This window comes from Pseudomonas sp. P110(2024), assembly GCF_057480795.1.
This window is the reverse complement of record NZ_JBLIYT010000013.1, coordinates 108,615-133,034: the sequence shown is the minus strand read 5'-3', so window position 1 is coordinate 133,034 and position 24,420 is coordinate 108,615. Positions and strand designations below refer to the sequence as shown.

The 24,420-nt window shown below is 63.3% G+C and carries 28 protein-coding genes and 1 tRNA gene; 13 read left to right on the top strand and 16 right to left on the bottom strand.

The window, feature by feature from the left end; genetic code table 11:
- Positions 1-33: 33 nt before the first annotated feature.
- From flgG to flgB, 7 genes are all read right to left on the bottom strand, one after another.
- Positions 34-819 (bottom strand): flagellar basal-body rod protein FlgG, encoded by a 786-nt coding sequence (gene flgG / locus AC25ND_RS20840; RefSeq protein WP_028691035.1) that lies wholly within the window; start codon positions 817-819, stop codon positions 34-36.
- 48 nt (positions 820-867) lie between these two features.
- The gene (gene flgF / locus AC25ND_RS20835; RefSeq protein WP_062360683.1) at positions 868-1,608 is read right to left on the bottom strand and encodes a flagellar basal-body rod protein FlgF; all 741 of its coding nucleotides are present in this window, start codon (positions 1,606-1,608) and stop codon (positions 868-870) included.
- Positions 1,609-1,770: 162 nt separating this feature from the next.
- Complete coding sequence (locus AC25ND_RS20830; RefSeq protein ID WP_062360681.1) at positions 1,771-1,965, bottom strand: hypothetical protein; 195 nt, start codon at positions 1,963-1,965, stop codon at positions 1,771-1,773.
- A 69-nt stretch (positions 1,966-2,034) separates the two neighbouring features.
- The gene (flgE, locus tag AC25ND_RS20825) at positions 2,035-3,357 is read right to left on the bottom strand and encodes a flagellar hook protein FlgE (RefSeq protein WP_062360680.1); all 1,323 of its coding nucleotides are present in this window, start codon (positions 3,355-3,357) and stop codon (positions 2,035-2,037) included.
- Between the two features lie 30 nt (positions 3,358-3,387).
- Complete coding sequence (gene flgD, locus AC25ND_RS20820; protein WP_062360678.1) at positions 3,388-4,080, bottom strand: flagellar hook assembly protein FlgD; 693 nt, start codon at positions 4,078-4,080, stop codon at positions 3,388-3,390.
- Between the two features lie 13 nt (positions 4,081-4,093).
- Positions 4,094-4,537 carry a flagellar basal body rod protein FlgC gene (gene flgC, locus AC25ND_RS20815; RefSeq protein WP_028691040.1) on the bottom strand — a complete coding sequence of 148 codons (444 nt, stop codon included), beginning with the start codon at positions 4,535-4,537 and terminating at the stop codon, positions 4,094-4,096.
- Between the two features lie 2 nt (positions 4,538-4,539).
- Positions 4,540-4,947, bottom strand: a complete 408-nt coding sequence (flgB, locus tag AC25ND_RS20810) for a flagellar basal body rod protein FlgB (protein WP_028691041.1) — start codon at positions 4,945-4,947, stop codon at positions 4,540-4,542.
- A 111-nt stretch (positions 4,948-5,058) separates the two neighbouring features.
- Here flgB and AC25ND_RS20805 point away from each other — a divergent pair, with 111 nt between their 5' ends.
- Positions 5,059-5,205, top strand: a complete 147-nt coding sequence (locus AC25ND_RS20805; protein ID WP_155952689.1) for a hypothetical protein — start codon at positions 5,059-5,061, stop codon at positions 5,203-5,205.
- A 54-nt stretch (positions 5,206-5,259) separates the two neighbouring features.
- Here AC25ND_RS20805 and cheR read toward each other — a convergent pair whose 3' ends face one another.
- On the bottom strand, positions 5,260-6,087 hold the full coding sequence (gene cheR / locus AC25ND_RS20800) for a protein-glutamate O-methyltransferase CheR (protein WP_028691042.1): 828 nt from the start codon (positions 6,085-6,087) through the stop codon (positions 5,260-5,262).
- Between the two features lie 51 nt (positions 6,088-6,138).
- Positions 6,139-7,068 carry a chemotaxis protein CheV gene (locus AC25ND_RS20795; RefSeq protein ID WP_028691043.1) on the bottom strand — a complete coding sequence of 310 codons (930 nt, stop codon included), beginning with the start codon at positions 7,066-7,068 and terminating at the stop codon, positions 6,139-6,141.
- Positions 7,069-7,131: 63 nt separating this feature from the next.
- On the opposite strand from AC25ND_RS20795, the gene flgA reads away from it, so the two are divergent.
- The 4 genes from flgA (at position 7,132) to AC25ND_RS20775 (ending at position 9,719) form a co-directional block, all read left to right on the top strand.
- Positions 7,132-7,881 carry a flagellar basal body P-ring formation chaperone FlgA gene (flgA, locus tag AC25ND_RS20790; protein ID WP_028691044.1) on the top strand — a complete coding sequence of 250 codons (750 nt, stop codon included), beginning with the start codon at positions 7,132-7,134 and terminating at the stop codon, positions 7,879-7,881.
- Positions 7,882-8,055: 174 nt separating this feature from the next.
- A complete protein-coding gene (gene flgM, locus AC25ND_RS20785; RefSeq protein ID WP_028691045.1) occupies positions 8,056-8,370 on the top strand; it encodes a flagellar biosynthesis anti-sigma factor FlgM in 315 nt (104 codons plus the stop codon).
- 47 nt (positions 8,371-8,417) lie between these two features.
- Positions 8,418-8,885, top strand: coding sequence for a flagella synthesis protein FlgN (locus tag AC25ND_RS20780; protein WP_062360674.1), 468 nt, complete (start codon positions 8,418-8,420; stop codon positions 8,883-8,885).
- Positions 8,886-8,975: 90 nt separating this feature from the next.
- Positions 8,976-9,719 carry a flagellar brake protein gene (locus tag AC25ND_RS20775; RefSeq protein WP_028691047.1) on the top strand — a complete coding sequence of 248 codons (744 nt, stop codon included), beginning with the start codon at positions 8,976-8,978 and terminating at the stop codon, positions 9,717-9,719.
- A 48-nt stretch (positions 9,720-9,767) separates the two neighbouring features.
- Here the strand turns inward: AC25ND_RS20775 and AC25ND_RS20770 are convergent, their stop codons facing one another.
- The 3 genes from AC25ND_RS20770 to bkdR all read right to left on the bottom strand — a co-directional run bounded on the left by AC25ND_RS20770 (position 9,768) and on the right by bkdR (position 13,164).
- On the bottom strand, positions 9,768-11,099 hold the full coding sequence (locus AC25ND_RS20770) for an MFS transporter (RefSeq protein ID WP_186597436.1): 1,332 nt from the start codon (positions 11,097-11,099) through the stop codon (positions 9,768-9,770).
- 130 nt (positions 11,100-11,229) lie between these two features.
- Positions 11,230-12,471, bottom strand: a complete 1,242-nt coding sequence (locus AC25ND_RS20765) for a glutamine synthetase family protein (protein WP_186597450.1) — start codon at positions 12,469-12,471, stop codon at positions 11,230-11,232.
- A 204-nt stretch (positions 12,472-12,675) separates the two neighbouring features.
- Positions 12,676-13,164, bottom strand: coding sequence for a Bkd operon transcriptional regulator BkdR (gene bkdR, locus AC25ND_RS20760; RefSeq protein ID WP_028691050.1), 489 nt, complete (start codon positions 13,162-13,164; stop codon positions 12,676-12,678).
- A gap of 198 nt (positions 13,165-13,362) precedes the next feature.
- Here bkdR and AC25ND_RS20755 point away from each other — a divergent pair, with 198 nt between their 5' ends.
- The 4 genes from AC25ND_RS20755 to lpdA are packed head-to-tail and all read left to right on the top strand — an operon-like array spanning position 13,363 to position 18,306.
- Entirely contained in the window at positions 13,363-14,595 is a 1,233-nt protein-coding gene (locus tag AC25ND_RS20755; protein WP_486976565.1) for a thiamine pyrophosphate-dependent enzyme, read from the top strand.
- A 1-nt stretch (position 14,596) separates the two neighbouring features.
- Entirely contained in the window at positions 14,597-15,655 is a 1,059-nt protein-coding gene (locus AC25ND_RS20750) for an alpha-ketoacid dehydrogenase subunit beta (RefSeq protein WP_028691052.1), read from the top strand.
- Positions 15,656-16,924, top strand: a complete 1,269-nt coding sequence (locus AC25ND_RS20745) for a dihydrolipoamide acetyltransferase family protein (protein WP_182324086.1) — start codon at positions 15,656-15,658, stop codon at positions 16,922-16,924.
- 2 nt (positions 16,925-16,926) lie between these two features.
- Positions 16,927-18,306: a dihydrolipoyl dehydrogenase gene (gene lpdA / locus AC25ND_RS20740; RefSeq protein WP_062360666.1), complete on the top strand. Its 1,380-nt coding sequence runs from the start codon at positions 16,927-16,929 to the stop codon at positions 18,304-18,306.
- A gap of 63 nt (positions 18,307-18,369) precedes the next feature.
- Here lpdA and AC25ND_RS20735 read toward each other — a convergent pair whose 3' ends face one another.
- Positions 18,370-19,368, bottom strand: coding sequence for a diguanylate cyclase domain-containing protein (locus AC25ND_RS20735; RefSeq protein WP_186597432.1), 999 nt, complete (start codon positions 19,366-19,368; stop codon positions 18,370-18,372).
- A 220-nt stretch (positions 19,369-19,588) separates the two neighbouring features.
- On the opposite strand from AC25ND_RS20735, the gene AC25ND_RS20730 reads away from it, so the two are divergent.
- Positions 19,589-20,137, top strand: coding sequence for a hypothetical protein (locus tag AC25ND_RS20730; protein WP_186597430.1), 549 nt, complete (start codon positions 19,589-19,591; stop codon positions 20,135-20,137).
- A gap of 1 nt (position 20,138) precedes the next feature.
- On the opposite strand, the gene AC25ND_RS20725 is transcribed toward AC25ND_RS20730, so the two are convergent.
- The gene (locus AC25ND_RS20725; RefSeq protein WP_028691056.1) at positions 20,139-21,530 is read right to left on the bottom strand and encodes an aminotransferase-like domain-containing protein; all 1,392 of its coding nucleotides are present in this window, start codon (positions 21,528-21,530) and stop codon (positions 20,139-20,141) included.
- Between the two features lie 187 nt (positions 21,531-21,717).
- Between AC25ND_RS20725 and AC25ND_RS20720 the strand changes: the two genes are divergently transcribed.
- Entirely contained in the window at positions 21,718-22,920 is a 1,203-nt protein-coding gene (locus AC25ND_RS20720; RefSeq protein ID WP_186597428.1) for a benzoate/H(+) symporter BenE family transporter, read from the top strand.
- Positions 22,921-22,947: 27 nt separating this feature from the next.
- Here the strand turns inward: AC25ND_RS20720 and AC25ND_RS20715 are convergent.
- Together AC25ND_RS20715 and phnN are read right to left on the bottom strand one after the other, a co-directional pair.
- Positions 22,948-23,024: transfer RNA gene (locus tag AC25ND_RS20715), tRNA-Arg, on the bottom strand.
- Positions 23,025-23,098: 74 nt separating this feature from the next.
- Positions 23,099-23,722, bottom strand: coding sequence for a phosphonate metabolism protein/1,5-bisphosphokinase (PRPP-forming) PhnN (gene phnN / locus AC25ND_RS20710; protein ID WP_186597426.1), 624 nt, complete (start codon positions 23,720-23,722; stop codon positions 23,099-23,101).
- A 109-nt stretch (positions 23,723-23,831) separates the two neighbouring features.
- Here phnN and AC25ND_RS20705 point away from each other — a divergent pair, with 109 nt between their 5' ends.
- Positions 23,832-23,981, top strand: coding sequence for a hypothetical protein (locus AC25ND_RS20705; RefSeq protein ID WP_155952690.1), 150 nt, complete (start codon positions 23,832-23,834; stop codon positions 23,979-23,981).
- Positions 23,982-24,068: 87 nt separating this feature from the next.
- Positions 24,069-24,395, top strand: a complete 327-nt coding sequence (locus AC25ND_RS20700) for an Arc family DNA-binding protein (protein ID WP_003254499.1) — start codon at positions 24,069-24,071, stop codon at positions 24,393-24,395.
- Positions 24,396-24,420 lie beyond the last annotated feature (25 nt).

Below are 24,420 nucleotides of genomic sequence, written 5' to 3'. Positions count from 1 at the left end.
GTCAGCGGCCCGCACCCGGCGGGCCGCCAGGGGTTACAGCTGCTGGGTGACGAACGACAGCATCTTGTCGGCGGCGGAGATGACCTTGGAGTTCATCTCGTAGGCGCGCTGGGTGGTGATCATGTTCACCAGCTCTTCGACGGTGCTAACGTTGGACGCTTCCAGGGTCTGCTGCTCGGTGGTGCCGAAGCCGTTCAGGCCTGGGGTGCCGACCTGCGGCGCGCCGCTGGCAGCGGTCTCCAGGAACAGGTTGCCACCGATCGCCTGCAGACCGGCCGGGTTGATGAAGTCGGCGGTCTGGATGTTGCCGATGACCTGCGCGGCCGGGTTGCCGACGGTGGTGATCGACACGGTGCCGTCCTTGCCGACGGTGAACGTCTGCGCGTCTGGCGGCACGACGATGGCCGGTTCCAGGGCAAAGCCGTTGGCGGTGACGATCTGGCCGTCGGAGTTCAGGTGGAAGGTACCGTCGCGCGTGTACGACACGGTGCCGTCGGGCTGCAGGATCTGGAAGAAACCGCGACCGTTGACCGCCATGTCCAGCGGGTTTTCAGTGGTCTGCAGGCTGCCGGCATTGAAACTCTTCTGGGTGCCGACGATGCGCACACCGGTACCGACCTGCAGGCCCGAAGGCAGCTCGCTGTCCTGGGTGGACTGCGCGCCAGGCTGGCGCTTGATCTGGTAGAGCAGGTCCTGGAACTCGGCACGATCACGCTTGAAGCCGGTGGTCGAGACGTTGGCCAAGTTGTTGGAGATGACCGCGAGGTTGGTGTCCTGGGCGGACAGGCCGGTTTTAGCGACCCAAAGAGCCGGAAGCATTTAATGTTCTCCTCGTGCGCCTGTTTTACGGCACCCGTTCAAATGTAATTAGCCGATTTGCAAAACCCGAGCCATGGCTTCATCGCCTTCCTTGGCCGCGTTCATCATCTTGACGTGCAGTTCGAACTGACGGGACAGCGCCAGCACCGAGGTCATTTCCTCGACGGCATTGACGTTGCTCGACTCCAGGAAACCCGAGACCACCCGCACGTTGACATCGGCGTCAGCCGGCTGGCCAGTGGTGGTGTGGATCATGCCGTCCAGGCCCTTGGTAAGCCCCTTGATATCCGGATTGACCAGCTTGATCCGGTCGACCTCGGCCATCACCCGCGGATCCTCGCCCATGGCGCGGATGCTGATGGTGCCGTCGTCGCCGACCTCGACCTTCTGCTCCGGCGGAATAGCGATGGGACCGCCATTGCCGATCACCGGCATGCCGTTGCCAGCACGCAGCACGCCCAGGGCGTCGATGTTCAGGCTGCCGGTGCGCACGTAGGCTTCGCTACCGTCTGGTGCCTGCACGGCGATGAAACCCTTGCCGGCAACCGCCACATCCAGCTCCCGACCGGTCTCGACCAGCGCACCCTCGCTGAAATCGGTGGCCGGGCGCTCGGTCATGGCGAAGGCGCGTGCCGGAAAGCTGTCGCCGAACACCGGCATCGAACGCGCCTGCTCCAGGTCACGCTGGAAGCCGTTGGTGGAAACGTTCGCCAGGTTGTTGGCATGGGCCTTCTGCGCCAGCGCGTTCTGGCTGGCGCCGGTCATGGCCACGTAAAGCATCTTGTCCACAGCATCTCCTCTACGCGAACCTTGCCGCGCTATCGTTGGCAAGGCTAAAGCAAATATCGAACCAAGCTGACACAACCCTTTGAGTACGGGGTATTCAGGGCCACGCCAAGGCCAAAAGCGTCAGTTTGTCGGCGAATGTTTGCCGCAGGCGGCAACACCCCGTCAGTTGTTCCGACACGCGCCATTGTTGTAGGGCCCGGAATGACGCTTCCAGCCCTCGCCCGGATCGGTGGCCGAGCACATGTAGCGCCCGGTCGCCAGGCTTTGCCACTGATACCAGGGCGCCGGCGCGGCGCGCAGCGAGAGCGCGATCAACAGTGCGCCCGCCACCGCCACAAGCATCGACAGTTTCTTCATGGCTTTGCCCTCCGCTGTGCCAGACGTGAAAAAGCCCCCGCAAGCAGGGGCTTTTTCACGCCACGATCATCAGGTCATCTGGATGATGGTCTGCATGATGGTGCTTTCGGTGGAAATGGTCTTGGCGTTGGCCTGGTAGTTGCTCTGCGCCTTGATCAGGTTGACCAACTCGCCAGTCAGGTCGACGTTGGAGTCTTCCAGGGAACTGCCCGCGATACGACCCAGGGTACCGGTGTCCGGCTCGCCGATGATCGGCACGCCCGAAGCGTAGGACTCTTTCCAGGCGGTGGCGCCGACCGGGGTCAGCCCCTGCAGGTTCGCGAAGTTGGCGATCACCACCTGACCGATGACCTTGTTCTGGCCGTTGGTGAAGTTGGCGAACAGGTTGCCGCTCTGATCCACGGTCAGGCCGGCGAGCTCACCGGTGGCATAGCCATCCTGGTCCTTGGCAGTGGTGGCCGAGGCCGCGTTGTACTGAGTGGTGGCCAGCATGTCCAGAGTCACACCACCGGTGCGTGCGGTGGCACCATTGCCTACCCAGGCGCCTGCGGCGTTCTTCTCGGCCGGCACCCAGTTGGCCAGCTGGAAGGTCTTGTCGGCAGCGACGGTCAAGCCACCTGCGACCGGCCCGGCAGCCATTGCGGCGGTATCCAGCTTGCCTGCCGAGGTGAACGGCAGCTTGTTGACCAGCGGAGTGGACAAGGTGGGGTCGGCCGGATTGCGACCATCGATGGTGGTGTACATGGTCCAGGAGTTGGTACCGGCATCCTTGACGAAATACTGGTTCATCTGGTGTTCGTTGCCCTGGCTGTCGTAGACCGGGGTATTGAAGGTGTAGTTGTAGCTTTTGACATTGGTCGGATCGAACGGCGCAACCGTCGGCGCTGCGTCGCTGGAGTTCAGGTTGACCGTTTCGGAAATGCGACCCGTCGGCTTTGGCGACAGGTTCGAAGTATCGATCTTCAGGTTGGTCAGCGACCCCTGGATGACCTTGCCGTTTTCATCCACCGGATAACCCTGCAGGTTGGCGCCGTTGGCGTTGACCACGTAGCCTTCCTTGTCGCTGTAGAAGGCGCCGGAGCGGGTGTAAATCCGCGAGCCGTTGTCATTCAGGGCAAAGAAGCCGTTGCCGTCGATGGCCATGTCCAGCGCCTGGCCGGTGCCATTGATGTTGCCCGGGTTGAACATCTGCGAGACCGCCATGGTCTTCACGCCGCTGCCCACCTGGGTCTTGCCGCCGGCGGTGCCACGGATGGACTGCGAATACTGGTCGCCGAACTCGGCGCGCGACGATTTGAAACCGGTGGTGGCGACGTTGGCAATGTTGTTGCCGGTAACGTTCAGAGCCTTGTTCGCCGCGTAGAGACCGCTAAGGCCGATATTGAAAGACATTTACTCGCTCCTTGTGCCGATGCTGCGGCGTTAGATTCCGATGGTGGTTACTTTGGAGATGCCGACTTTGCCGATACCGGCCAGGTCGAGCATCATCTCGCTGCCGTTCTGGAAGCTGACACTGTTGACCTTGGCCGGCAGCAGCGTGGCCAGCGTCTTGGCCTTGCCGTCGACCTTGGTCTCGGCACTGAAGGTATAGGTGCCCGGCTCGACCGCCTCGCCCTTCTCGTTCTTGCCGTCCCAGATGAAGTCGGCGGTACCGGCCTTGCGCGCCCCCAGGTCGATGGTCTTGACCACGTTGCCATCCTTGTCCTTGATGCTGACCTTGCCCTCGGTGATGTTCGACGGCACCACGACCTGGCCATTGAAGCTCTTGGTGGTGTCGACCACCGCCTTGTCGCTCGCCACGATCACCGAGCGACCGACCAGCGAAGTGGCCTGCAGCGCCTGGGACGAACCAATGCCGGTGAGGATGCCGTCGACCGACTCCTTCAGCGACTGGATGCCCTCGAGGCTGCTGAACTGGGCCAACTGCGCGACGAATTCGCCGTTGTCCTGGGGATCCAGCGGGTTCTGGTTCTTCATCTGCGTCACCAGCAACTGCAGGAACGCATCCTTGCCCAGCGCGCTGCCGGCCTGCCCGGTGTTGCTCTTGTTGGCAGGCTTCTGCAGCGAATCCAGATAGCCGCTGCCGACCTTGGTATCGGTATTGGTGGTAGTCATTACGGCTCCCTGCTTACTGACCCAGGGTCAGCACTTTCTGCATCATGTTCTTGGCGGTGTTCATCAGTTCGGCGTTGGTCTGGAACGCGCGACTGGCGGAGATCATGTCGGCCATCTCCTCGACCACGTTGACGTTCGGGTAGTAGACGTAGCCGTCCTTGTTCGCCGCCGGGTGGTTCGGCTCGTAGCGGGCCTCGAGGTTGCTCTGGTCCTCGATGATGCCCTTGACCTGAACGCCCTGCCCCGCCTCGCCCTGATCCTCGAACAGCGACTGGCCCGCGCCGCTCTGGGCCTGCTGGAAGGTGGTGGCGAATACCGGGTGGCGGGCGCGGTAGGTCTGGTCGATGCTCGAGGACACCGTCTCGGCGTTGGCGATGTTCGAAGCGACGGTGTTCAGGCGCGTATTCTGCGCGCTCATGCCGCTACCGGCGATGTTGAAGACACTGGCAAGGGACATGGTCACTCTCCGCGCAGGGCCGATACCAGCCCTTTGAATTTACTGTTGAGCAGGGTGAAGCTGGCCTGGAAGCCAACGGCGTTTTCGGTGTAGTTCGATTGCTCGATCTGCGCGTCCACGGTGTTCTGGTCGATCGACGGCTGCATCGGGGTGCGGTACTGCAACGTGTCGTCCATCATCGCCAGGCCTTCGGCCTCGATGTGACGGCTGTTGGTGCGGTCCAGGGCGATACGTCCGTTCTGCTGTTTATCGGCCTCGGCGGCGAGCACCGAAGAGAAGTCCATGTCACGCGCCTTGTAGTTGGGCGTGTCGGCGTTGGCGATGTTGTTGGCCAGCACCTCGGCACGCTGGGCGCGAAAGCCCAGCGCCTTTTCGTGGATGCCGAGCGCTTTGTCGAAGCTGATGCTCATATCGGGGAAACCTTCGGAGGTTGACCAGAGTTTCGTTGGCTTAGGCTTTAGCAAGGGCTGTGCCAACCATCAAAACCCTCGTAAATAGGGGGCCAGCCGATCAAATAGGCGATGGCGCTGCCAGAAAAGCGGCAAGGCGCTTCCGCTTTGCGCGCATCAAGCGGCAATTGCCAGGCGGCAAAAGCGGCAAAACAAAAAATTGACGTCAAGGGCTATCCCCCGCCGACCGGCAACCTCAAACTCAAGACCACGCCCTGACAACAGGAACAAAAAAGGCCGGTGTCGCAAGACACCGGCCTTTTTTGCCCGACCTTACTTGGCCTGGTAAATGATCCCTGGACTGCACTGGACCATCTGATAGTGGTCCGGCAACCCGTTGAGCGCCTCGGACGCGCCAAGGAACAGGTAGCCACCAGGCTTGAGCGTGCTGTGAATGCGCATGAGGATGTCCTTCTTGACCTGAGCCGAGAAGTAGATCAGCACGTTGCGGCAGAACACAATGTCGAATTTGCCCAGCGGCGCATAGCTGTCGAGCAGGTTGTACGAACGGAACTCGACGCGACTGCGGATCGGCGGCTTGACCGCCCAGCGCCCCGGCCCCTTGGGGTCGAAGTAGCGCTGCAGGCGCTCCTGGGACAGGCCACGGGCAATGGCCAGGCTGTCGTACTCGCCAGTCTTGCAGTTGTTGAGCATGGCGCCGGACAGGTCGGTGGCAACAATCTGCGCGCCCATCTTCAACTGGCCGAGGTTGGTGCGCTCGAACTCGTCGATCGACATCGAGATCGAATACGGCTCCTGCCCCGACGAACAGGCCGCCGACCAGATGCGCAGCCGCTGGCCCGGATTGTTCTTGATGAACTCCGGGATCACCTTGCTCTTGAGCACTTCGAACGGGTAGGTGTCGCGAAACCACAGCGTCTCGTTGGTGGTCATGGCATCGACCACCTGCTCGCGCAAACCACTGCGTGGCTGGGTCTGGATGCGCTGCACCAATTCGCCCAGCGACTTGATGCCCTGTTGCTCCATCAGCTTGTTGAGACGGCTGGAGACCAGGTACTGCTTATTCTCGCCCAGCAGGATGCCACAGGCTTTCTCCAGGAAGACCCGGAACTGTTCGAAATCCAAATTACCCGTAGACAATGCTGCCGCCTCTTCTTAAATCGCTAGCGCCGGGGACGAGCCCCGGCCGTTTCAATGACTCGCCTTGATCCGATCGACCACGCGCTGGGCAAGATCGTCCGGCCTGAACTTGGCCAGGAAGTCATCAGCACCGACCTTCTTGACCATCGCCTGGTTGAATACCCCGGACAGCGAAGTATGCAGGCAGATGTGCAGCTTTTGCATACGCGGATCGCTGCGGATCTCCGCCGTGAGGGTATAGCCGTCCATTTCCGGCATTTCAATATCCGAGATCATCATGAGGAACTCTTCCTCCGGACGCTTGCCCTCGTCCACCAGCTTACGCAGGTAGTCCAGGGCCTGGCGACCGTCGTTGAGCGCCACCACCTCGACCCCCACAGTCTGCAGGCAACGGCTCACCTGCTTGCGCGCCACCGACGAATCATCGACCGTCAGCACCCGCAACATCACCGCCTTGTCCTGCACCTCGGCATCGATCACCCCCTCGGACACCGACTCGGACGACGGCGCCACTTCGGCCAGCACCTTCTCGACATCGATGATCTCGACCATGCGATTGTCGACCCGGGTCACGGCGGTCAGGTAGTGATCGCGCCCGGTGCCCTTGGGTGGCGGATGGATCTCTTCCCAGTTCATGTTGACGATGCGCTCGACCGAGTGCACCAGGAAGCCCTGGGTCTTGGTGTTGTACTCGGTGATGATCACGAAACTGTTGCGCGTTTCTTCCTTCAACTGCGGAAGGCCAGTGGCCATCGACAGGTCAAGGATCGGGATGGTCGCCCCCCGAATGTTGGCCACACCGCGCACCACCGGATGGGATCTGGGCAGAAGCGTCAGGTCCGGGCACTGCAGCACCTCCCGCACCTTGAACACATTGATGCCGTAGAGCTGATCGCCATTGAGGCGAAACAAAAGCAGCTCCAGGCGGTTCTGCCCCACCAGTTGCGTGCGCTGGTTGACCGAATCCATCACTCCAGCCATGCCAGACTCCTTCAACGATTGCCTAAGTACCGAATCGGCACGGGCTTTGCTTTTTTGAACGCCATGTACACGAAAACGACAAATTTCCGACGACTGACGCGCCTGCTGACCGGCTCACTGGCCGCCCTGTGCCTGCTGGCACCCGGCATTCGTACGCTGGCGGACTCTTTTACCTTGCCTGAACAGCTTATCGGTGTCACTCAGGGGTTTCTTGAGTTCACCGTAGAGGATTATCTGGCGACGACCCAAACCCCGGGCCGCTACGAAATCCAAGTCAATACCCTGGACCCGCGCCTGCGCATGCCCCAATGCAGCCAGCAATTGGATGCCTCGCTGGAAAGTTCGACGCCGCTCGGGCGGGTCACGGTACGGGTACGCTGCGACAGTGCCGCGCCCTGGACGGTGTTCGTCCCGGCACAGGTCCGCCTGCTGCGCGATGTGGTGGTCATGACGCGCCCCCTGAAGCGCGAAAGCGTGGTGACCGAAGGCGATGTGGCCATGCGCGAGCGCGATGTCGGCAGCCTCGGCCCAGGCTACCTGACCCAGCTCGACCAGGCCGTGGGCATGAAGCTGCTGCGCCCCACTGTGCTCGACCAGGTACTGACGCAACAGCACCTGGAACAGGCCGAGGTGGTTCGCAAGGGCGACCATGTGGTGATCATCGCCCGCAGCGGCAGCCTGAGCGTGCGCATGCCGGGCGAGGCACTGGACAAGGGCGGCCTGCAGACGCAGATCCGCGTGCGCAACCTGAATTCCAGGCGCGTGGTCAAGGCGCGGGTCACAGGCCCCGGCCAGGTCGAGGTGGCCATGTAACACACCGTGTCGGGATAATGACAGAACGCTGGCGATGTGGAACCGCGCGCCCTAAACTGTGTCACAAATCGGGTTGCGCACCTGTACCTGGAGGCCCTGATGCATTCACACCTAAAGTTTTGCTCAGGCTGGCCGAAAACCAGGCATGCGTCCTAATTCCCAGGGGTTCTGAACATGGTCATCGACTTCAGTCGTCTCAACAACTCTCCGTCCGTCACGGGCGGCGTTCGCGGCAATGCCGCGCCAGGCAACGCCGAAAAAGCCGGCGAAGCCAGTGAAGCGCCAAAGCGCGCCAATGCCAGCGGAGAAGCGGTACACCTGAGCCCAGAGGCCCAGCAATTGCAGAAGATCAGCGACAAGCTGCGCGATCAGCCGACCGTCAACAGCGCCCGCGTGGCCGAGTTGAAGCAGGCCATCGCAGACGGCAGCTACAAGGTCGATGCCGACCGGGTCGCCAGCAAACTGCTTGATTTCGAAGCCCAGCGCTGACCTTCAGGCGCGCTGACTTCAAGGACGCAACACGCCAAGAGTTAGCCATGCACGACACTACCCTGCTGCAACTGATTGAAAACGACATAGCGCCGACGCAGGAACTGCTCGAGCTTCTGCAGAACGAAGCGATAGCCCTGCACGGTCGGGACATGCTGGCCCTGGAGCAAATCCTGGCCCGCAAGCAGTCGTTGATCATCTTGCTCGAGCAGCAGGGCAAGCGGCGCAGTCAGTTGCTCCTCGAACTCGGCCTGAGTGCCGATCGCGAGGGGGCCCAGGCGCTGGCCGCACAGTCGAGCAATGGCGAGGCCATCATGAGCCGGCTCGATGCACTGGGCGAGCTGATGGATGCCTGCCGGCAGGTCAACGAGACCAATGGCCGGATCATCCAAGTGCAACAACAGACCACGGCGAACCAGATCAGAATCCTTCAGGGTGGCGATTCCCCGTCGCTCTACGACAGCCGTGGCGGCACCTCGCCAATGGCCAAGCCCCGCGCACTCAGCCAAGTGTGATTAGTTCTATCTTATTTGTACCAAGACACGGAACATACTGGCAAAATGCCGTAACTTGCGTGTGCCGTTTTGCCTGGAGATTGATAACCCGTGTTCAATGAATCCGATGCGCCCCAGCCACCAAAGGTGCTCACCACCCCTTTGGAGATCACGGCCAACTTGCGCCAGTTGCTGGATAGCCACGACCCGCTGATCATCAGCTTCCACGAGCGCAGCCAGCGATTCCAGAGCTATGTGGTGCACGTCGACCGGGACAACGGCGTCCTGGCACTGGATGAAATGATCCCCCGCGATGGCGAAAAGTACATCGAGAACGGCGAGTCGTTCCGCGTCGAAGGCTTCCATGACGGCGTGCGCATCGCCTGGGAGTCCAGCACACCACTGACCATCACCGAGATCGACGGCCATCGCTGCTACCGCGGCCCACTGCCCGAGGAAGTGACCTATCACCAGCGTCGCAACGCCTTCCGCGCCGCGCTGAAGCTATCGCAACTGGTCGACATCACCCTCGACGGCGCCCACCTCAAGGGCAACGGCGCCCTGCGCGGCAAACTGCTGGACATCTCCGCCACCGGCTGCAAGCTGCGTTTCGACGGCAACGTCGAGGACCGCCTGCAACTGGGCCAGGTCTACGAACGCTTCAAGGCCGGCAACCCGCTGGGCCTGACCGACACCCTGGTAGAACTGCGTCACCTGCACTTCGAGGAACGCATCAACACCACCTTCGCCGGGGTGCGCTTCCATAACCTCAACGGTCAGGCACAGCGCAAGATCGAGAGTTTCGTCTATCAACTGCAGCGCGAGGCACGGCGGTTCGACAAAGACGACTATTGAGCGTCGCCAGGACATGATAAACGCCACCCCATGGGTGGCGTTTTGCATTCAGCGAGTAGCTGATTTGCTCGTCTCGCTTTCCCTCTCCATGCCGGCCTCCTCTTCGGTATCTTCCGCCGCCACCGGCGCCTGCATCACCTCCTGCACGGTCTGCTCATCGACCCGAGGGTCAAGGGCCGCCGACAAGGGCGAGCCAGCCGCCGGCATGGCCACGTGCCCAAGCGGCGCATCCTGGACCTGGTGCAGCCCGGTGACTGCCTTGGGCCGGATACGCCAGACCAGCACCAGGGCGAAGAATACGAAGAAGGCATACAGCATCTGCGCGCCCAGCAGCTTCATCAGCACCCCGGCCGCCAGCGGCCCGATGCAGGCGCCCACGCCATAAGTGACCAGCAGCATGGCGGTCAACGAGACCCGCCGCTCGCTTTCCACATGGTCGTTGGAGAACGCCACCGCCAGCGGATACAGGCAGAACTGCAGCAGCGATATGATGAAACCGATGCCGAACAACAGCGCCAACGGCACGCCTGGCAGGATCGCCAGCGGCGCCGAGGCCAGGGCCAGGCCGATCGCCACGCCACGTATCAGCACGGCGCGATCATAGCGGTCGGACAACCAGCCCAACGGCCACTGCACGAGCAGGCCGGCGAAAATGCAACTGCCCATGAACAGGCCGATCTGCTCGGTGGAAAGCCCCTGGCTGGACGCATACAGCGGCGCCAAGCCATAGAACGAACCGACGATCAGACCCGAGCCAAGTACCGTGGACAGCGACTGCGGCACACGCTTGATGAAAAACTTCGGCTCCATCGGCGCCGGCCGCAATGGCGCGGGGTGGATGCGTCGGGTCATGGCCACGGGCACCAGGCACAGGGCAAAGCACATCGCCACGAGCATCAGCAACTCAGGCCCAAGCTGCGGATGCACCACCAGGATCAACTGGCCAAGCACCAGCCCCAAATAGGAAGCGATCATGTAGCCGCTGAACACCGCGCCGCGATGCTTGGCATCGGCCTGCTCGTTGAGCCAGCTCTCGATGACCATGTACTGGCACATCATCCCCAGGCCGACGATCATGCGCAGCCCGACCCAGGCCGGCAGCCAGCTGGTCAGCCCGTGCCCGAGCACCGCCGCGCCGACAATGCCGGCACAGGTGGCGTAGGCGCGGATATGCCCGACCCGGCCAATCAGCCGGTGCCCGACCTTGCCGCCTACCGCCAGGCCGAAGTAGTTGGCCGCCATCAGCGCACCGATCCACAGGCTGTCGACATGGTCGGCGGCCAGACGCAGGGCCAGGTAGGTACTGAGCAGACCCGAACCGATCAGCATCATCAGGGCGGCGAAGTACAACGACTGAAACGGCTTCCAGATATTTCGCATACGTCCCGTCAAGCTCCTTGATCTGGTGGCGCGAGGTTGCCGCCAAGCATAAAAGCAAATTCACTGCAGCGCAGGCCCCCGGCGGCTAAATCGGCCGCCGGGGGCGCATCCAGTAGCGGTCGTGTCGCGCTCAGGCTTGCGCGGCCAGCACGCGGCGCTCCCAGGGCGTGATCTCATCGAAGAAATCGCTCAGCTCCAGGGTCTTGGTGGCGATGTAGCCTTCGATGAACTCCCTGCCGAACAGTTCCCGCGCCAGGTTGCTGCGCTTGAGGCGTTCCAGCGCGGCGTGCAGCGTACAGGGCAGCCTCAGGTGCTCGGGCACCTCGAACTCGCCCTGGATCGCCGGCGTTGGCGCGATCTGGCGCTCGATGCCATGCAGCCCGGCGGCAAGGCTCGCGGCGATGGCCAGGTAGGGGTTGGCGTCGGCGCCCGGCAGGCGGTTCTCCACCCGCCGGGCCGCAGGTGAGCTGGCCGGGATGCGCAGGCCCGCGCCGCGATTGTCCTCGGACCAGCAGGCGTTGTTCGGCGACGCATAGGGGTGGCACAGCCGCTGGTAGGAATTGACGTTAGGCGCGAACAGCACGGTGAAGTCAGCCAGGCAAGCCTGCAGGCCACCGATGAAATGGTGGAAGGTGTCGGTCGCCCTGCCCTGCTCGTCGCTAAATACATTGCGCCCGCTGGCGCTGTCGACCAGGCTCTGGTGGATATGCATCGAGCTGCCGGGCGTGTGCGCCAGTGGTTTGGCCATGCACACCACGGTCAGGCCGTGCTTGAGCGCGACCTCCTTGAGCAGGTGCTTGAACAGGAAGGTCTGGTCGGCCAGCAGCAACGGGTCACCGTGCAGCAGGTTGATCTCGAACTGGCTTACGCCCATCTCGTGCATGAAGGTGTCACGCGGCAGACCCAACGCCGCCATGCAGCGGTACACCTCGTTGAAGAACGGACGCAGACCGTTGTTGGAGCTGACGCTGAAGGCCGAGTGCCCCATTTCCCGACGCCCGTCCTTGCCCAGCGGCGGCTGGAACGGCAGGGTCGGGTCGCTGTTGGCGGCAAACACGAAAAACTCAAGCTCTGTCGCCACCACCGGCGCCAGCCCGCGCTCGGCATAGCGGGCAATCACCGCCTTGAGCTGGCCACGACTGGACAGCCCCGAGGGCGTGCCATCGAGTTCCACCGCGTCGCAGATCGCCAGGGCCCGAGGCTCGTCGCTCCAGGGCAGGCGGTGGATCTGCGAAGGCGCCGCCACCAGCGCCAGATCACCGTCGTCGCTGCCATAGTATTTGGCCGCCGGGTAACCGCCCATGATGCACTGCAGCAGGACCCCACGGGCCATCTGCAGGCGGCGGCCTTCGAGGAAACCCTCTGCGGTCATCACCTTGCCGCGAGGCACGCCGTTAAGGTCGGGGGTGACGCATTCGATTTCATCGATGCCCTTGAGGTGCGCTGCCTGGGCGCGCGGGCCTTCGGTCGTCATGACGCTGTCCTTCTTGTTGTGTTCGCATGCCGGGAATGGCGACGCACACAACATAGGCCGGGGGTGTTTAAAATATCAAGCACCCCAGGCACCTTGCCCGGATCATTGCTCGCGCAGGGTCATGCCATTGGCCGGCAACGGCAGCGCGGTCTTGTAGCGCACCTGCTTCAGCGCAAAGCTGGAGCGAATGTTCGCCACTCCGGGCAAGCGCGTGAGGTAATCGAGGAAGCGCTCCAGCGCCTGGATGCTCGGCAGCAGCACCCGCAGCAGGTAATCCGGATCCCCGGTCATCAGGTAGCACTCCATGACCTCAGGCCGTTCGGCAATCTCCTCCTCGAAACGGTGCAGCGACTGCTCCACCTGCTTCTCCAGGCTGACGTGGATGAACACATTCACATCCAGCCCCAGCGCCTCGGGCGATAGCAACGTGACCTGCTGGCGGATCACCCCCAACTCCTCCATGGCCTTGACCCGGTTGAAGCACGGTGTGGGCGAAAGGTTGACCGAGCGCGCAAGCTCGGCGTTGGTGATGCGGGCATTTTCCTGCAGGCTGTTGAGGATGCCGATATCCGTTCGATCCAGTTTACGCATGAGAGAAATTGACCTGGTTTTTGTGTTTGTACGGAATGTTTATCTGCGCCGCCGGACAAAGGCAATGAACTTGAGAGAAAAATTCTTTTGCCGTCCCCCTATGATGTAAAAAGACGCTGACCTGCCAGTCACAAGCAGGCAGTCAGCAGCGGCCGCTTCAAAGCTCACAAAAACAACATTCGAGCGAGCGTAAAAAGCATGAACGAGTACGCCCCCCTGCGTCTGCATGTGCCCGAGCCTACAGGCCGGCCAGGCTGCCAGACCGATTTCTCCTACCTGCGTCTGAATGACGCCGGTCAAGTCCGTAAACCCCCTATCGATGTGGAGCCTGCCGACACGGCAGACCTCTCCTACAGCCTCGTGCGCGTGCTCAACGAGCATGGCGACGCCGTCGGCCCCTGGGCCGAGGGCATCGACCCGAAGGTGCTGCGCCAGGGCATGCGCGCCATGCTCAAGACCCGCATCTTCGACAGCCGCATGGTGGTCGCCCAGCGCCAGAAGAAGATGTCGTTCTACATGCAGAGCCTGGGCGAGGAAGCCATCGGCAGCGGCCAGGCCCTGGCCCTCAACCGCACCGACATGTGCTTCCCCACCTACCGCCAGCAGAGCATCCTGATGGCCCGCGAGGTGTCGCTGGTGGACATGATCTGCCAGCTGCTGTCCAACACCCGCGACCCGCTCAAGGGTCGCCAGCTGCCGATCATGTACTCGGTGCGCGAAGCCGGCTTCTTCACCATCAGCGGCAACCTGGCCACCCAGTTCGTCCAGGCAGTCGGCTGGGCCATGGCCTCGGCGATCAAGGGCGATACCAAGATCGCCTCGGCATGGATCGGCGACGGCGCCACCGCCGAATCGGACTTCCACACCGCCCTGACCTTCGCCCACGTCTACCGCGCCCCGGTGATCCTCAACGTGGTCAACAACCAATGGGCGATCTCGACCTTCCAGGCCATCGCCGGCGGCGAGTCGACCACCTTCGCCGGTCGTGGCGTAGGTTGCGGCATCGCCTCGCTGCGGGTCGACGGCAACGACTTCATCGCCGTCTACGCCGCCTCGCGCTGGGCCGCCGAACGCGCTCGCCGCGGCATGGGCCCAACGCTGATCGAATGGGTCACCTACCGCGCCGGCCCGCACTCGACCTCGGACGACCCGTCCAAGTATCGCCCGGCCGACGACTGGAGCCATTTCCCGCTGGGCGACCCGATCGCCCGCCTCAAGCAGCACCTGATCAAGCTCGCCCAGTGGTCCGAGCAAGAGCACCAAGCGGTCACCGCGGAGCTTGAGGCCGAGGTGATCAAGGCGCAGAAGGATGCCGAGCAGTTCGGCACCCTGAGCAATGGCCATATCCCCAGCGCCGCCTCGATGTTCGAGGACGTGTACAAGGAAATGCCCGACCACCTGCGCCGTCAGCGCCAGGAACTGGGGGTCTGAGATGAACGATCACAACAACAGCATCCATCTGGAAAACGCCATGTCCACCACCACCATGACCATGATCCAGGCCCTGCGCTCGGCCATGGATGTCATGCTCGAGCGCGATGACAACGTGGTGGTCTACGGCCAGGACGTTGGCTACTTCGGCGGCGTGTTCCGCTGCACCGAAGGACTGCAGACCAAGTACGGCAAGTCCCGCGTGTTCGACGCGCCGATCTCCGAGAGCGGCATCGTCGGCACCGCCGTGGGCATGGGCGCCTATGGTCTGCGTCCGGTGGTCGAAATCCAGTTCGCAGACTACTTCTACCCCGCCTCCGACCAGATCGTCTCGGAGATGGCCCGCCTGCGCTATCGTTCGGCCGGCGAGTTCATCTCGCCGCTGACCCTGCGCATGCCCTGCGGCGGTGGCATCTACGGCGGCCAGACCCACAGCCAGAGCCCCGAGGCGATGTTCACCCAAGTCTGCGGTCTGCGCACCGTGATGCCATCCAATCCCTACGACGCCAAGGGCCTGCTGATCGCCTCGATCGAATGCGACGACCCGGTGATCTTCCTCGAGCCCAAGCGCCTGTACAACGGCCCGTTCGACGGCCACCACGACCGCCCGGTAACCCCGTGGTCCAAGCACCCGCACAGCGCGGTGCCGGATGGCTACTACACGGTGCCGTTGGACAAGGCGGTGATCACCCGCCCGGGCAACGACGTCACCGTGCTGACCTACGGCACCACCGTGTATGTCTCGCAGGTGGCCGCCGAGGAGAGCGGCGTCGACGCTGAGGTCATTGATCTGCGCAGCCTGTGGCCGCTGGACCTGGAAACCATCGTCGCGTCGGTGAAGAAGACCGGTCGCTGCGTGGTCGTGCACGAGGCCACCCGTACCTGCGGCTTCGGCGCCGAACTGGTGTCGCTGGTCCAGGAGCATTGCTTCCATCACCTCGAGGCGCCGATCGAGCGCGTCACCGGCTGGGACACCCCCTACCCCCACGCACAGGAATGGGCCTACTTCCCCGGCCCTTCGCGGGTAGGCGCGGCACTGAAACGGGTCATGGAGGTCTGAATGGGCACGCACGTCATCAAGATGCCGGACATTGGCGAAGGCATCGCGCAGGTCGAGTTGGTGGAATGGTTCGTCAAGGTCGGCGACATGATCGCCGAGGACCAGGTGGTGGCCGATGTCATGACCGACAAGGCCACCGTGGAAATCCCCTCGCCGGTCAGCGGCAAGGTATTGGCCCTGGGTGGCCAGCCGGGTGAAGTGATGGCGGTCGGCAGCGAGCTGATCCGCATCGAGGTCGAAGGCAGCGGCAACCATGTCGACGCGCCCCAGGCCAAGCCGGCGGAACCGGAACCGGCGCAGGTCAAGGCCGCGGCCCAACCCGAGCCACGCATCGAAGCACAACCCCAGGTTGCCGCGACCCACGCCGCCGCGCCTATCGTGCCGCGCGAAGCCCACGACAAGCCACTGGCCTCCCCGGCCGTGCGCAAACGCGCCCTGGACGCCGGGATTGAGCTGCGCTACGTGCATGGCAGCGGCCCGGCCGGGCGCATCTTGCATGAAGACCTCGACGCCTTCATCAGTAAACCGCAGAGCAGCGCCGGCCAGGCGCCGAGCGGCTACGGCAAGCGCACCGACAGCGAGCAGGTGCCGGTTATCGGCCTGCGCCGCAAGATCGCCCAACGCATGCAGGACGCCAAGCGCCGCGTCGCCCACTTCAGCTACGTCGAGGAAATCGACGTCACCAACCTGGAAGCCTTGCGCCAGCAGCTCAACGCCAAGTACGGCGACAGCCGCGGCAAGCTGACCCTGCTGCCGTTCCTGGTGCGCGCCATGGTCGTCGCCCTGCGCGACTTCCCGCAGATCAACGCCACCTACGACGACGAGGCCCAGGTCATCACCCGCCACGGCGCGGTGCATGTCGGCATCGCCACCCAGGGCGACAACGGCCTGATGGTGCCGGTACTGCGCCACGCCGAGGCCGGCAACCTGTGGAGCAACGCCAGCGAGATTGCCCGTGTCGCCCACGCCGCGCGCAACAACAAGGCCAGCCGCGAGGAGCTGTCCGGCTCGACCATCACCCTGACCAGCCTCGGCGCCCTGGGCGGCATCGTCAGCACCCCGGTGGTCAACACCCCGGAAGTGGCGATCGTCGGCGTCAACCGCATGGTCGAACGGCCGGTGGTGATCGATGGCCAGATCGTTGTGCGCAAGATGATGAACCTGTCCAGCTCGTTCGACCACCGCGTGGTCGACGGCATGGATGCCGCCCTGTTCATCCAGGCCGTGCGCGGCCTGCTGGAACAGCCCGCCTGCCTGTTTGTGGAGTGATCATGCAAGCGCTCATCAATACCACCCTGCTGATCATCGGCGGCGGCCCCGGCGGCTATGTGGCCGCCATCCGCGCCGGGCAACTGGGCATCCCCACCGTGCTGGTCGAAGGCCAGGCCCTGGGCGGTACCTGCCTGAACATCGGCTGCATTCCCTCGAAGGCGCTGATTCACGTGGCCGAGCAGTTCCACCAGGCCAGCCGTTACACCGAACCTTCGCCGCTGGGCATCAGCGTGGCCTCGCCGCGACTGGACATCACGCGCAGCGTCGAGTGGAAGGACGGCATCGTTGACCGCCTCACCAGCGGCGTCGCCACCCTGCTGAAAAAGCACGGCGTGAAGGTGATCCATGGCTGGGCGAAGATCCTCGACGGCAAGAATGTCGAGGTTGATGGCCAGCGCATCCAGTGCGAGCACCTGCTGCTGGCCACCGGCTCGAACAGCGTCGAACTGCCGATGCTGCCGATCGGCGGGCCGATCATCTCGTCCACCGAAGCCCTGGCGCCCAAGGCGCTGCCCCAGCACCTGGTGGTGGTCGGCGGCGGCTACATTGGCCTGGAACTGGGTATCGCCTACCGCAAGCTTGGCGCCAAGGTCAGCGTGGTGGAAGCCCGCGAACGCATCCTGCCGACCTACGACGGCGAACTCACCGCGCCGGTGGCCGACTCGATCAAGAAACTCGGCATCGCCCTTTACCTGGGCCACAGTGTCGAAGGCTATGCCGACGGTTGCCTGCTGGCCAGCGACGGCCAGGGTGGCCAGCTGCGCCTTGAGGCTGACCAGGTGCTCGTGGCCGTGGGCCGTCGCCCTCGTACCAAAGGCTTCGGCCTGGAAAGCCTGGACCTGAAGATGAACGGCGCGGCCATCGCCATCGACGAACGCTGCCAGACCAGCATGCGCAACGTCTGGGCCATCGGCGACGTGGCCGGCGAGCCGATGCTGGCGCACCGGGCCATGGCCCAGGGCGAGATGGTCGCCGAGATCATCGCCGGCAACAGCCGACGCTTCGAGCCGAGCGCGATCGCCGCGGTGTGCTTCACCGATCCGGAAGTGGTGGTGGTCGGCCAGACCCCGGAACACGCCAGCCAGCAGGGCGTAGACTGCATCGTCGCGCAGTTCCCCTTCGCCGCCAACGGCCGGGCCATGAGCCTGGAATCGAAGACCGGCTTCGTGCGCGTGGTGGCTCGTCGCGACAACCACCTGATCCTCGGCTGGCAGGCCGTGGGCGCGGCGGTATCGGAACTGTCGACCGCCTTCGCCCAGTCGCTGGAGATGGGCGCTCGCCTGGAAGACATCGCCGGCACCATCCACGCCCACCCAACCCTGGGCGAGGCGGTGCAGGAAGCGGCGCTGCGCGCCCTGGGGCACGCCCTGCACATCTGACCTGATACTGAAGCGGCAATCGCCGATTTGGCCCGCTGCGCCCCTGGCGCCGCGGGTCTTTTTTCATTCGGCGACAACGTTCTTGCCGGCCGCCTTGGCCCGGTACAGCGCCTTGTCGGCACGGGCCAGCAGATCATGCCAGTCCTCCCCTTCCCGCCACTGCACCACGCCATAGCTCATGGTCAGCTGGCACTGACCAATTAGCGCCACCTTGGCCAGTGCCTCGCGGATTCGCTGGGCCGCTTCGCGCGCCTGCGCCAGTGAAGTCCGCGGCAAGACCACGACGAACTCATCACCGCCCCAGCGCGCCAGCAGGTCCTGCTCTTCCAGACACTGGCGGATCCGCTCGGTGACCTCGACCAGCGCCGCATCGCCACGGGCATGGCCGTGAAGATCGTTGATCGGCTTGAAGTCGTCCAGATCCATGGCGATCAACGCCAGCGGTTCGCGGAAGCGCCGGGCACGCTCGCACGTCTGCTCCAAGGTCTTTTCCAGGCGATAGCGATTGGCGGTGCGGGTCAGGGCGTCACGCTCGGCCAACTCACGATTTTCGTCGAGCTGGCGCTGCAACTGCTGGTTGACCCAGGACAGTTCGCGGGTGCGCTCGGCCACTTGGCTTTCCAGGGACAGGTTACGCTGCTCAAGTTCCGCCACCAACCGCTTGCCCGGGTCGATATTGCGGTGAGCACCCAGCATGCGCGCCACCGAACCATCGGCGTTGCGGGCGATGATATGGCCACTGTCCTCGATCCACAGGTAGCTGCCGTCCTGGCAGCGGCAACGGTACTCGATGCGATAGCGCTCATTGCGTTGGTTGATATATGCCTCGAAATGCGCCATCACCCGCGGGTAATCCTCGGGGTGGATCACGCTTTCCCAGGTCAACACGGAATTGTCCAGCGAATGGCTGGCGTAGCCGAGCATCGCGTACCAGCCAGGATTGCGGTAAACGTAGCCGTTGTTGGCATCCCAATCCCAGATGCCGTCGCTGATCAAATCGAACAAGGTGTGCAATTGCTGCTCGGTGAAGCCAGCCGGTAGTGGCTTTGCTGCCTGACTCATGGACGCGCTCCCTGTTGTCCAGCAACTGCGCCCCGTACCCGGTGCTGCCGACACATGATTGTGTTTGCCGCAAGCGGCAATCCTGTTCCTCTGCCGGGCAAGCATATTCCGAGGAACAGGCTGTCGGAATAGTCCTAACAGCCTATTTCGCCCCGGTCTCACTGCTGGCACAGCTTTTGCCACTTTCGTCGCGTTCTCACGATCCATTCATGGAGGAAACATGCTTATTACAGCGAACGGCCTGGGCTGGCAGGCCGTGCAACAGCAGCGCAGCGGTAACGAACAGTCCGCGACTCAACCGTTCCCGTTCCAACTGGTCTCAGCCAGCGGCAAAGCTTCGGCGCAGCAGAACAGCCAGGGCAGCACCTCGCAACAGCATGCCGAGGACAACCGCAAGGAAGCTTTCTCCAAGCTGATGGTCATGCTGCACAACCCCGACGCGGCGAAGCAGGAGCAGACCAGCGTGGGCAAACAGGAAGCATCCGGCGCCCTGCAGGAGTTTCGCGACTACATGAGCAAGTCACCAGCGCAGAAGATCAAGGAAAAGCTGCTCGCGGAGCTTGGCCTGACCAAGGAAGAATACGACGCGCTGCCGCCCGAAAGGAAAATGATGATCGACCAACAGATCGCCCAACGCATGCAGGAAGAGGCCGAAATGCAGGTCCAGGCCAAACTTGAGCAGCAGGCACAGGCCGCCAGCCAGCCGCATGGCAGCCTGAGTTCGACAGATGCCCGCGACATCGAAAAACGTTACAGCCCCCAGCTCTGACTCAGTAGAAGCGCTTCGGATCCCCTGACTCGAGCAGGCTGGCCAGCTGGGTCAGGGCGAAGCGCAGCTCCTCCCGGCTGGTCGGCGACATCAGCACGACCCGCACGCCACGCGGATCGCCCGTGCGCTCCACCTGGAACTGACTGGCGCTCATCACCACCACGCCATTGGCCCGCGCCAGCAGGGCAAACTCGTCACTGCGCCATGGCTCGGGCAGGTTGAGCCAGAGGTGATAGCTGTGCGGTTGGCTTTGCAGCGATGCCTCGGTGAAGACTTCGCGGGCGATGGCCTGGCGCGCCGCCGCCTCGGCCCGATGCATTCGAATCAGTTGGCTGTCCAACCCTTCGCCGATCACATGGCTGGCCAGTTGCGCGGTCAACGGCGAAGGCATCCACACCGTGCTGCGCACCATGGCGGTCAGGCGCGACAGCAATTTCGGCGGGCTGTACAGGTAGCCGATGCGCAGCGCCGGCATGACTGACTTGGACAGGCTGGTGAGGTAGATCGAACGCTCCGGGGCAAAAGTCGCCAGCGGCCGGGTCTGTGGGTCGGTGGCGAGGAAGCCGTAGATGTCATCATCCAGCAGCAGGAAGTCGAACTCCTCCGCCAGCGCCGCGATCTGGGCACGGCGCTGGTTGGACATGATTGCCGTGGTTGGGTTCTGGCAGGTCGCCACGCACACCAGCATCGTGGGCCGCTCGCGCTGGCAGATCTCGCGCAAGGCCTCGGGAATGATGCCCTGCTCGTCCATCGGCACGCCCCGCAGGCGGCGGCCCAGGCCGTGGGCCACGGAAATGATGCCCGGATAGCACAGCGACTCGCATAGCACCAGGTCGCCCGCCCCGGTCAGGGCGCTGATCGCCACCATCAGCCCGTGCTGTGCACCACTGGTGATGACCACCTGCTGCCACTGCGCGCCTGGCAGCCACTGGCGCAACCATTGCGCGCCCGCCTCGCGATGCGCCGGGTGGCCCCCGTCGGGGGCGTAGTCCAGCACCTGCTCCAGTCGCGTGGTATTGGCCAGTTCGGTCAACGCGTTGCGCAACCAGTACTGCAGGGTTTCGCCGTAGGGCTTGATGATCGACAGGTCGAGTGCTTCGCCGCGGGCAGCGGGCGCCGCGCGGGTAACGACAGGGGCCTCGCCGGTGTCGGCGATCCGGTCGAGGACGTAGGTGCCACGCCCCACCTCGCCCTGGGTCAGGCCACGCCGTGACGCCTCGGTGTAGGCGCGGCTGATGGTGCCCGGGGTGACATCCAGCGCCTGTGCCAGTTCGCGCAGCGTCGGCAAGCGCTCGCCACGGCGCAGCGCGCCGCTGGCGATGTCATGCGCCAAGGCATCGGCAATGGACAGGTAGACAGGCTGATTGCTTTCGCTGATCCGTGGAACCCACATGAGACGGCTACCGGGCTGAAAATGATTGAAATTTGAACATACAGGTCGACTTGAGTCGATCCTTCGAGCGATTCAAGTTGTTAGCAGCATCCGCGTGAGAGTCGCCCCACTTGAATTCAGGTCTCGTTACCGTATAGATTCAATTTGAATCGAATCAATCGAATCAATTAACTCAAATGGACTCGCCATGGATAACCTCAGAAAGGATTTTTCCGTCTCCGCCCTGGTCGCCGGCCTGATCGCCGTGATCATTTCCTACGCCGGCCCCTTGATTATCGTGTTCCAGGCCGCTGACCAGGCGGGCCTGGGCAACGAAGCGACTGCTTCGTGGATCTGGGCCATCTCCATCGGCAGCGGCCTGACCGGCCTGCTGCTGAGCTGGAAACTGCGGGTGCCGGTGATCACTGCCTGGTCCACGCCTGGCGCGGCGTTTTTGGTGTCGATGCTGCCGGGCGTGTCACTGGCCCAGGCGGTGGGCGCCTACATCGTCGCCTCGCTGCTGATTGGCGTGATCGCCCTGAGCGGAGCCTTCGACAAGCTGATGAATCGCCTGCCCAAGGCCATTGCCGCAGCGATGCTGGCCGGCATCCTGTTCCGCTTCGGCGCCGAGCTGTTCAGCTCGATCCGCCTGCAGCCCGTGCTGGTGCTGTCGATGCTGGCGAGCTATCTGCTGTTCAAGCGCCTGTCGCCGCGCTACGCGATTCTTTCGGTGCTGATCGTCGGTTGCGGCCTCGCCGCCGGCCTGGGCCAATTGGACACCCAGGCCCTGGTGCTGGAAATGACCATGCCGACCTGGACCAGCCCACAGTGGAGTTGGCAGGCCATCGTCAATATCGGCCTGCCTCTGGCCCTGGTGTCGCTCACCGGCCAGTCGGTGCCCGGCATTGCCGTGCTGCGCACCTCCGGCTACCAGGTACCGGCACGCCCGATCGTCTCGGTCACCGCCCTGGGTTCGCTGCTGCTGGCGCCATTCGGCTGCCACGGCGTCAACCTGGCGGCGATCACCGCTGCCATCTGCACCGGCCGCGAGGCCCACGAGAATCCGGACAAACGCTACATCGCCGGCATGGCCTGCGGCGCCTTCTACCTGCTGATGGGCAGCTTCGGCGCGACCTTGGCCTCGGTGTTCGCCGCCTTGCCGAGGGAACTGATCGCCGCCCTCGCCGGCCTCGCGCTGTTCGGCGCCATCGCCAACGGCCTGGCCGGCGCCATGAATGACGAGAAACAGCGGGAGCCGGCGCTGATCACCTTCCTGGTCACCGCATCCGGCATGAGCCTGCTCGGCCTTGGCGCCGCGTTCTGGGGGCTGATCTTCGGGCTGGCGGCACACTTCGCCCTGAGCTACAACCGTACGACGCGACAGCCGCAGACAAGCGTTCAGGTTCGTTGAACGAAGACAAGGGGAATGGGGGAGAAATGGCGTCCCAGGGCAGGTTCGAACTGCCAACCTTCCCCTTAGGAGGGGGATGCTCTATCCAATTGAGCTACTGAGACACTGGAGCCGACAACAGACGCTGTGCGGCGGGGACGGCGAGCATGTTAACCAGCGTGTGGGCATTTGTCATGTATCAATCGGGCATTTTGCACGTCGGCTTTTTCCCCGCCGCGTCGGCGATCACGCCTTCGCTGCGCAACAGCGCAAGCAGCGCCTCGACCGCGCTGACCAGAGAAGCAGAGTTGTCCACGACATGCACGCTGGGATCATAGGCCTGCAACCTGAAGTTGCGGGCCAGGCGCAGCTCGATCTCTTCGTTGCTCTCCCGCCCCCTGGCCAGCAATCGCTGCCGTAGCGCCTGCTGGGAAACCGTCAGCCCCACGGCCACCAGGTCGGGATAACGCTGCCGGGCGTTGGTCAGGTAGGCACGAGAGCCATTGACCAGCACCGACCGCCCTGCGGCGAGCCACGCGTCCAGCTGTACGGGAATGCCATAGCTCAGGCCGTTCGCCTGCCAATTCAGGGCAAACGCCCCCGCCTCGCGCATCGTCTCGAAGCGCTCGACACTCACCCCCAGTGCGTCTTCACCCTTGGCCTCGGCCGAGCGTGTGATGACCCGGCGGGCGATTTCGATGCCGTGGGCAATCAATCGCTGACGCGCCGCTTCGATCAGGGAATCTTTTCCCGAACCAGACGGTCCCATGAGGAATATCAAGCGCCCTCTTGAGGCCGCACCACCGCTTGCGTCATATTGCATAGCCACTATGCTCAATGTGTGGGAAACCAGCGAATTCCAGGATTTTCCCTAGGCCTTTGCCGTCTTTTACCAGATTTTGACGGCATTTGTCTGACGCCGGTGCAATTCGATGAATGTGAAACTTTTCAAACCAGTGCTCATTTCTGATAATTGGTACTGGCAAAAAGCCTTTATCGAGATCACTATTTGTCACAGAATTGACGCCAAGGAAACGGCGACCATGAGGCAAGATGAAGAACCAAAATCACATCACGGTTGAACATTTTGTCGTCGCCGCGGTCGTACTTCCACCGTGCGGCCAATTTGCGAACCGCTCCCCCTGAACCAGAACAACCGGTCAATTTATATGCGCCCAATGAAACAGGCTATCTATTCGAGCCGCACCGCCGACAAGTTTGTCGTCCGCCTGCCAGACGGGATGCGCGAGCGCATTGCCGAGGTAGCGCGCAACCATCACCGCAGCATGAACTCCGAAATCATCGCACGTCTGGAGCAGAGCCTTATCCAGGAAGGTGCCTTGGGTGACGAACTGAGCATGCGCCTGGACAGCCCAGAGCTCAGCCTCCATGAACGTGAACTGCTGCAGCGCTTCCGCCAGCTGTCCCATCGCCAGCAGAATGCGCTGGTCGCCCTCATCGCTCACGATGTGGAAATGGCCGCCGACGCGTCCTGATCCAGGCAAGCGACAACCGCACACA

What these genes read in the sequence shown, in the direction of transcription:
- flgG (WP_028691035.1), bottom strand. Translation starts at nt 819, where the DNA reads ATGCTTCCGGCTCTTTGGGTCGCTAAAACCGGCCTGTCCGCCCAGGAC.
- AC25ND_RS20830 (WP_062360681.1), bottom strand. Translation starts at nt 1,965, where the DNA reads ATGAAGAAACTGTCGATGCTTGTGGCGGTGGCGGGCGCACTGTTGATC.
- flgE (WP_062360680.1), bottom strand. Translation starts at nt 3,357, where the DNA reads ATGTCTTTCAATATCGGCCTTAGCGGTCTCTACGCGGCGAACAAGGCT.
- flgD (WP_062360678.1), bottom strand. Translation starts at nt 4,080, where the DNA reads ATGACTACCACCAATACCGATACCAAGGTCGGCAGCGGCTATCTGGAT.
- flgC (WP_028691040.1), bottom strand. Translation starts at nt 4,537, where the DNA reads ATGTCCCTTGCCAGTGTCTTCAACATCGCCGGTAGCGGCATGAGCGCG.
- flgB (WP_028691041.1), bottom strand. Translation starts at nt 4,947, where the DNA reads ATGAGCATCAGCTTCGACAAAGCGCTCGGCATCCACGAAAAGGCGCTG.
- AC25ND_RS20805 (WP_155952689.1), top strand. Translation starts at nt 5,059, where the DNA reads ATGGCGCTGCCAGAAAAGCGGCAAGGCGCTTCCGCTTTGCGCGCATCA.
- AC25ND_RS20795 (WP_028691043.1), bottom strand. Translation starts at nt 7,068, where the DNA reads ATGGCTGGAGTGATGGATTCGGTCAACCAGCGCACGCAACTGGTGGGG.
- flgA (WP_028691044.1), top strand. Translation starts at nt 7,132, where the DNA reads ATGTACACGAAAACGACAAATTTCCGACGACTGACGCGCCTGCTGACC.
- flgM (WP_028691045.1), top strand. Translation starts at nt 8,056, where the DNA reads ATGGTCATCGACTTCAGTCGTCTCAACAACTCTCCGTCCGTCACGGGC.
- AC25ND_RS20780 (WP_062360674.1), top strand. Translation starts at nt 8,418, where the DNA reads ATGCACGACACTACCCTGCTGCAACTGATTGAAAACGACATAGCGCCG.
- AC25ND_RS20770 (WP_186597436.1), bottom strand. Translation starts at nt 11,099, where the DNA reads ATGCGAAATATCTGGAAGCCGTTTCAGTCGTTGTACTTCGCCGCCCTG.
- AC25ND_RS20765 (WP_186597450.1), bottom strand. Translation starts at nt 12,471, where the DNA reads ATGACCGCAGAGGGTTTCCTCGAAGGCCGCCGCCTGCAGATGGCCCGT.
- bkdR (WP_028691050.1), bottom strand. Translation starts at nt 13,164, where the DNA reads ATGCGTAAACTGGATCGAACGGATATCGGCATCCTCAACAGCCTGCAG.
- AC25ND_RS20755 (WP_486976565.1), top strand. Translation starts at nt 13,363, where the DNA reads ATGAACGAGTACGCCCCCCTGCGTCTGCATGTGCCCGAGCCTACAGGC.
- AC25ND_RS20750 (WP_028691052.1), top strand. Translation starts at nt 14,597, where the DNA reads ATGAACGATCACAACAACAGCATCCATCTGGAAAACGCCATGTCCACC.
- AC25ND_RS20745 (WP_182324086.1), top strand. Translation starts at nt 15,656, where the DNA reads ATGGGCACGCACGTCATCAAGATGCCGGACATTGGCGAAGGCATCGCG.
- lpdA (WP_062360666.1), top strand. Translation starts at nt 16,927, where the DNA reads ATGCAAGCGCTCATCAATACCACCCTGCTGATCATCGGCGGCGGCCCC.
- AC25ND_RS20735 (WP_186597432.1), bottom strand. Translation starts at nt 19,368, where the DNA reads ATGAGTCAGGCAGCAAAGCCACTACCGGCTGGCTTCACCGAGCAGCAA.
- AC25ND_RS20730 (WP_186597430.1), top strand. Translation starts at nt 19,589, where the DNA reads ATGCTTATTACAGCGAACGGCCTGGGCTGGCAGGCCGTGCAACAGCAG.
- AC25ND_RS20725 (WP_028691056.1), bottom strand. Translation starts at nt 21,530, where the DNA reads ATGTGGGTTCCACGGATCAGCGAAAGCAATCAGCCTGTCTACCTGTCC.
- AC25ND_RS20720 (WP_186597428.1), top strand. Translation starts at nt 21,718, where the DNA reads ATGGATAACCTCAGAAAGGATTTTTCCGTCTCCGCCCTGGTCGCCGGC.
- phnN (WP_186597426.1), bottom strand. Translation starts at nt 23,722, where the DNA reads ATGCAATATGACGCAAGCGGTGGTGCGGCCTCAAGAGGGCGCTTGATA.
- AC25ND_RS20705 (WP_155952690.1), top strand. Translation starts at nt 23,832, where the DNA reads ATGAATGTGAAACTTTTCAAACCAGTGCTCATTTCTGATAATTGGTAC.
- AC25ND_RS20700 (WP_003254499.1), top strand. Translation starts at nt 24,069, where the DNA reads ATGCGCCCAATGAAACAGGCTATCTATTCGAGCCGCACCGCCGACAAG.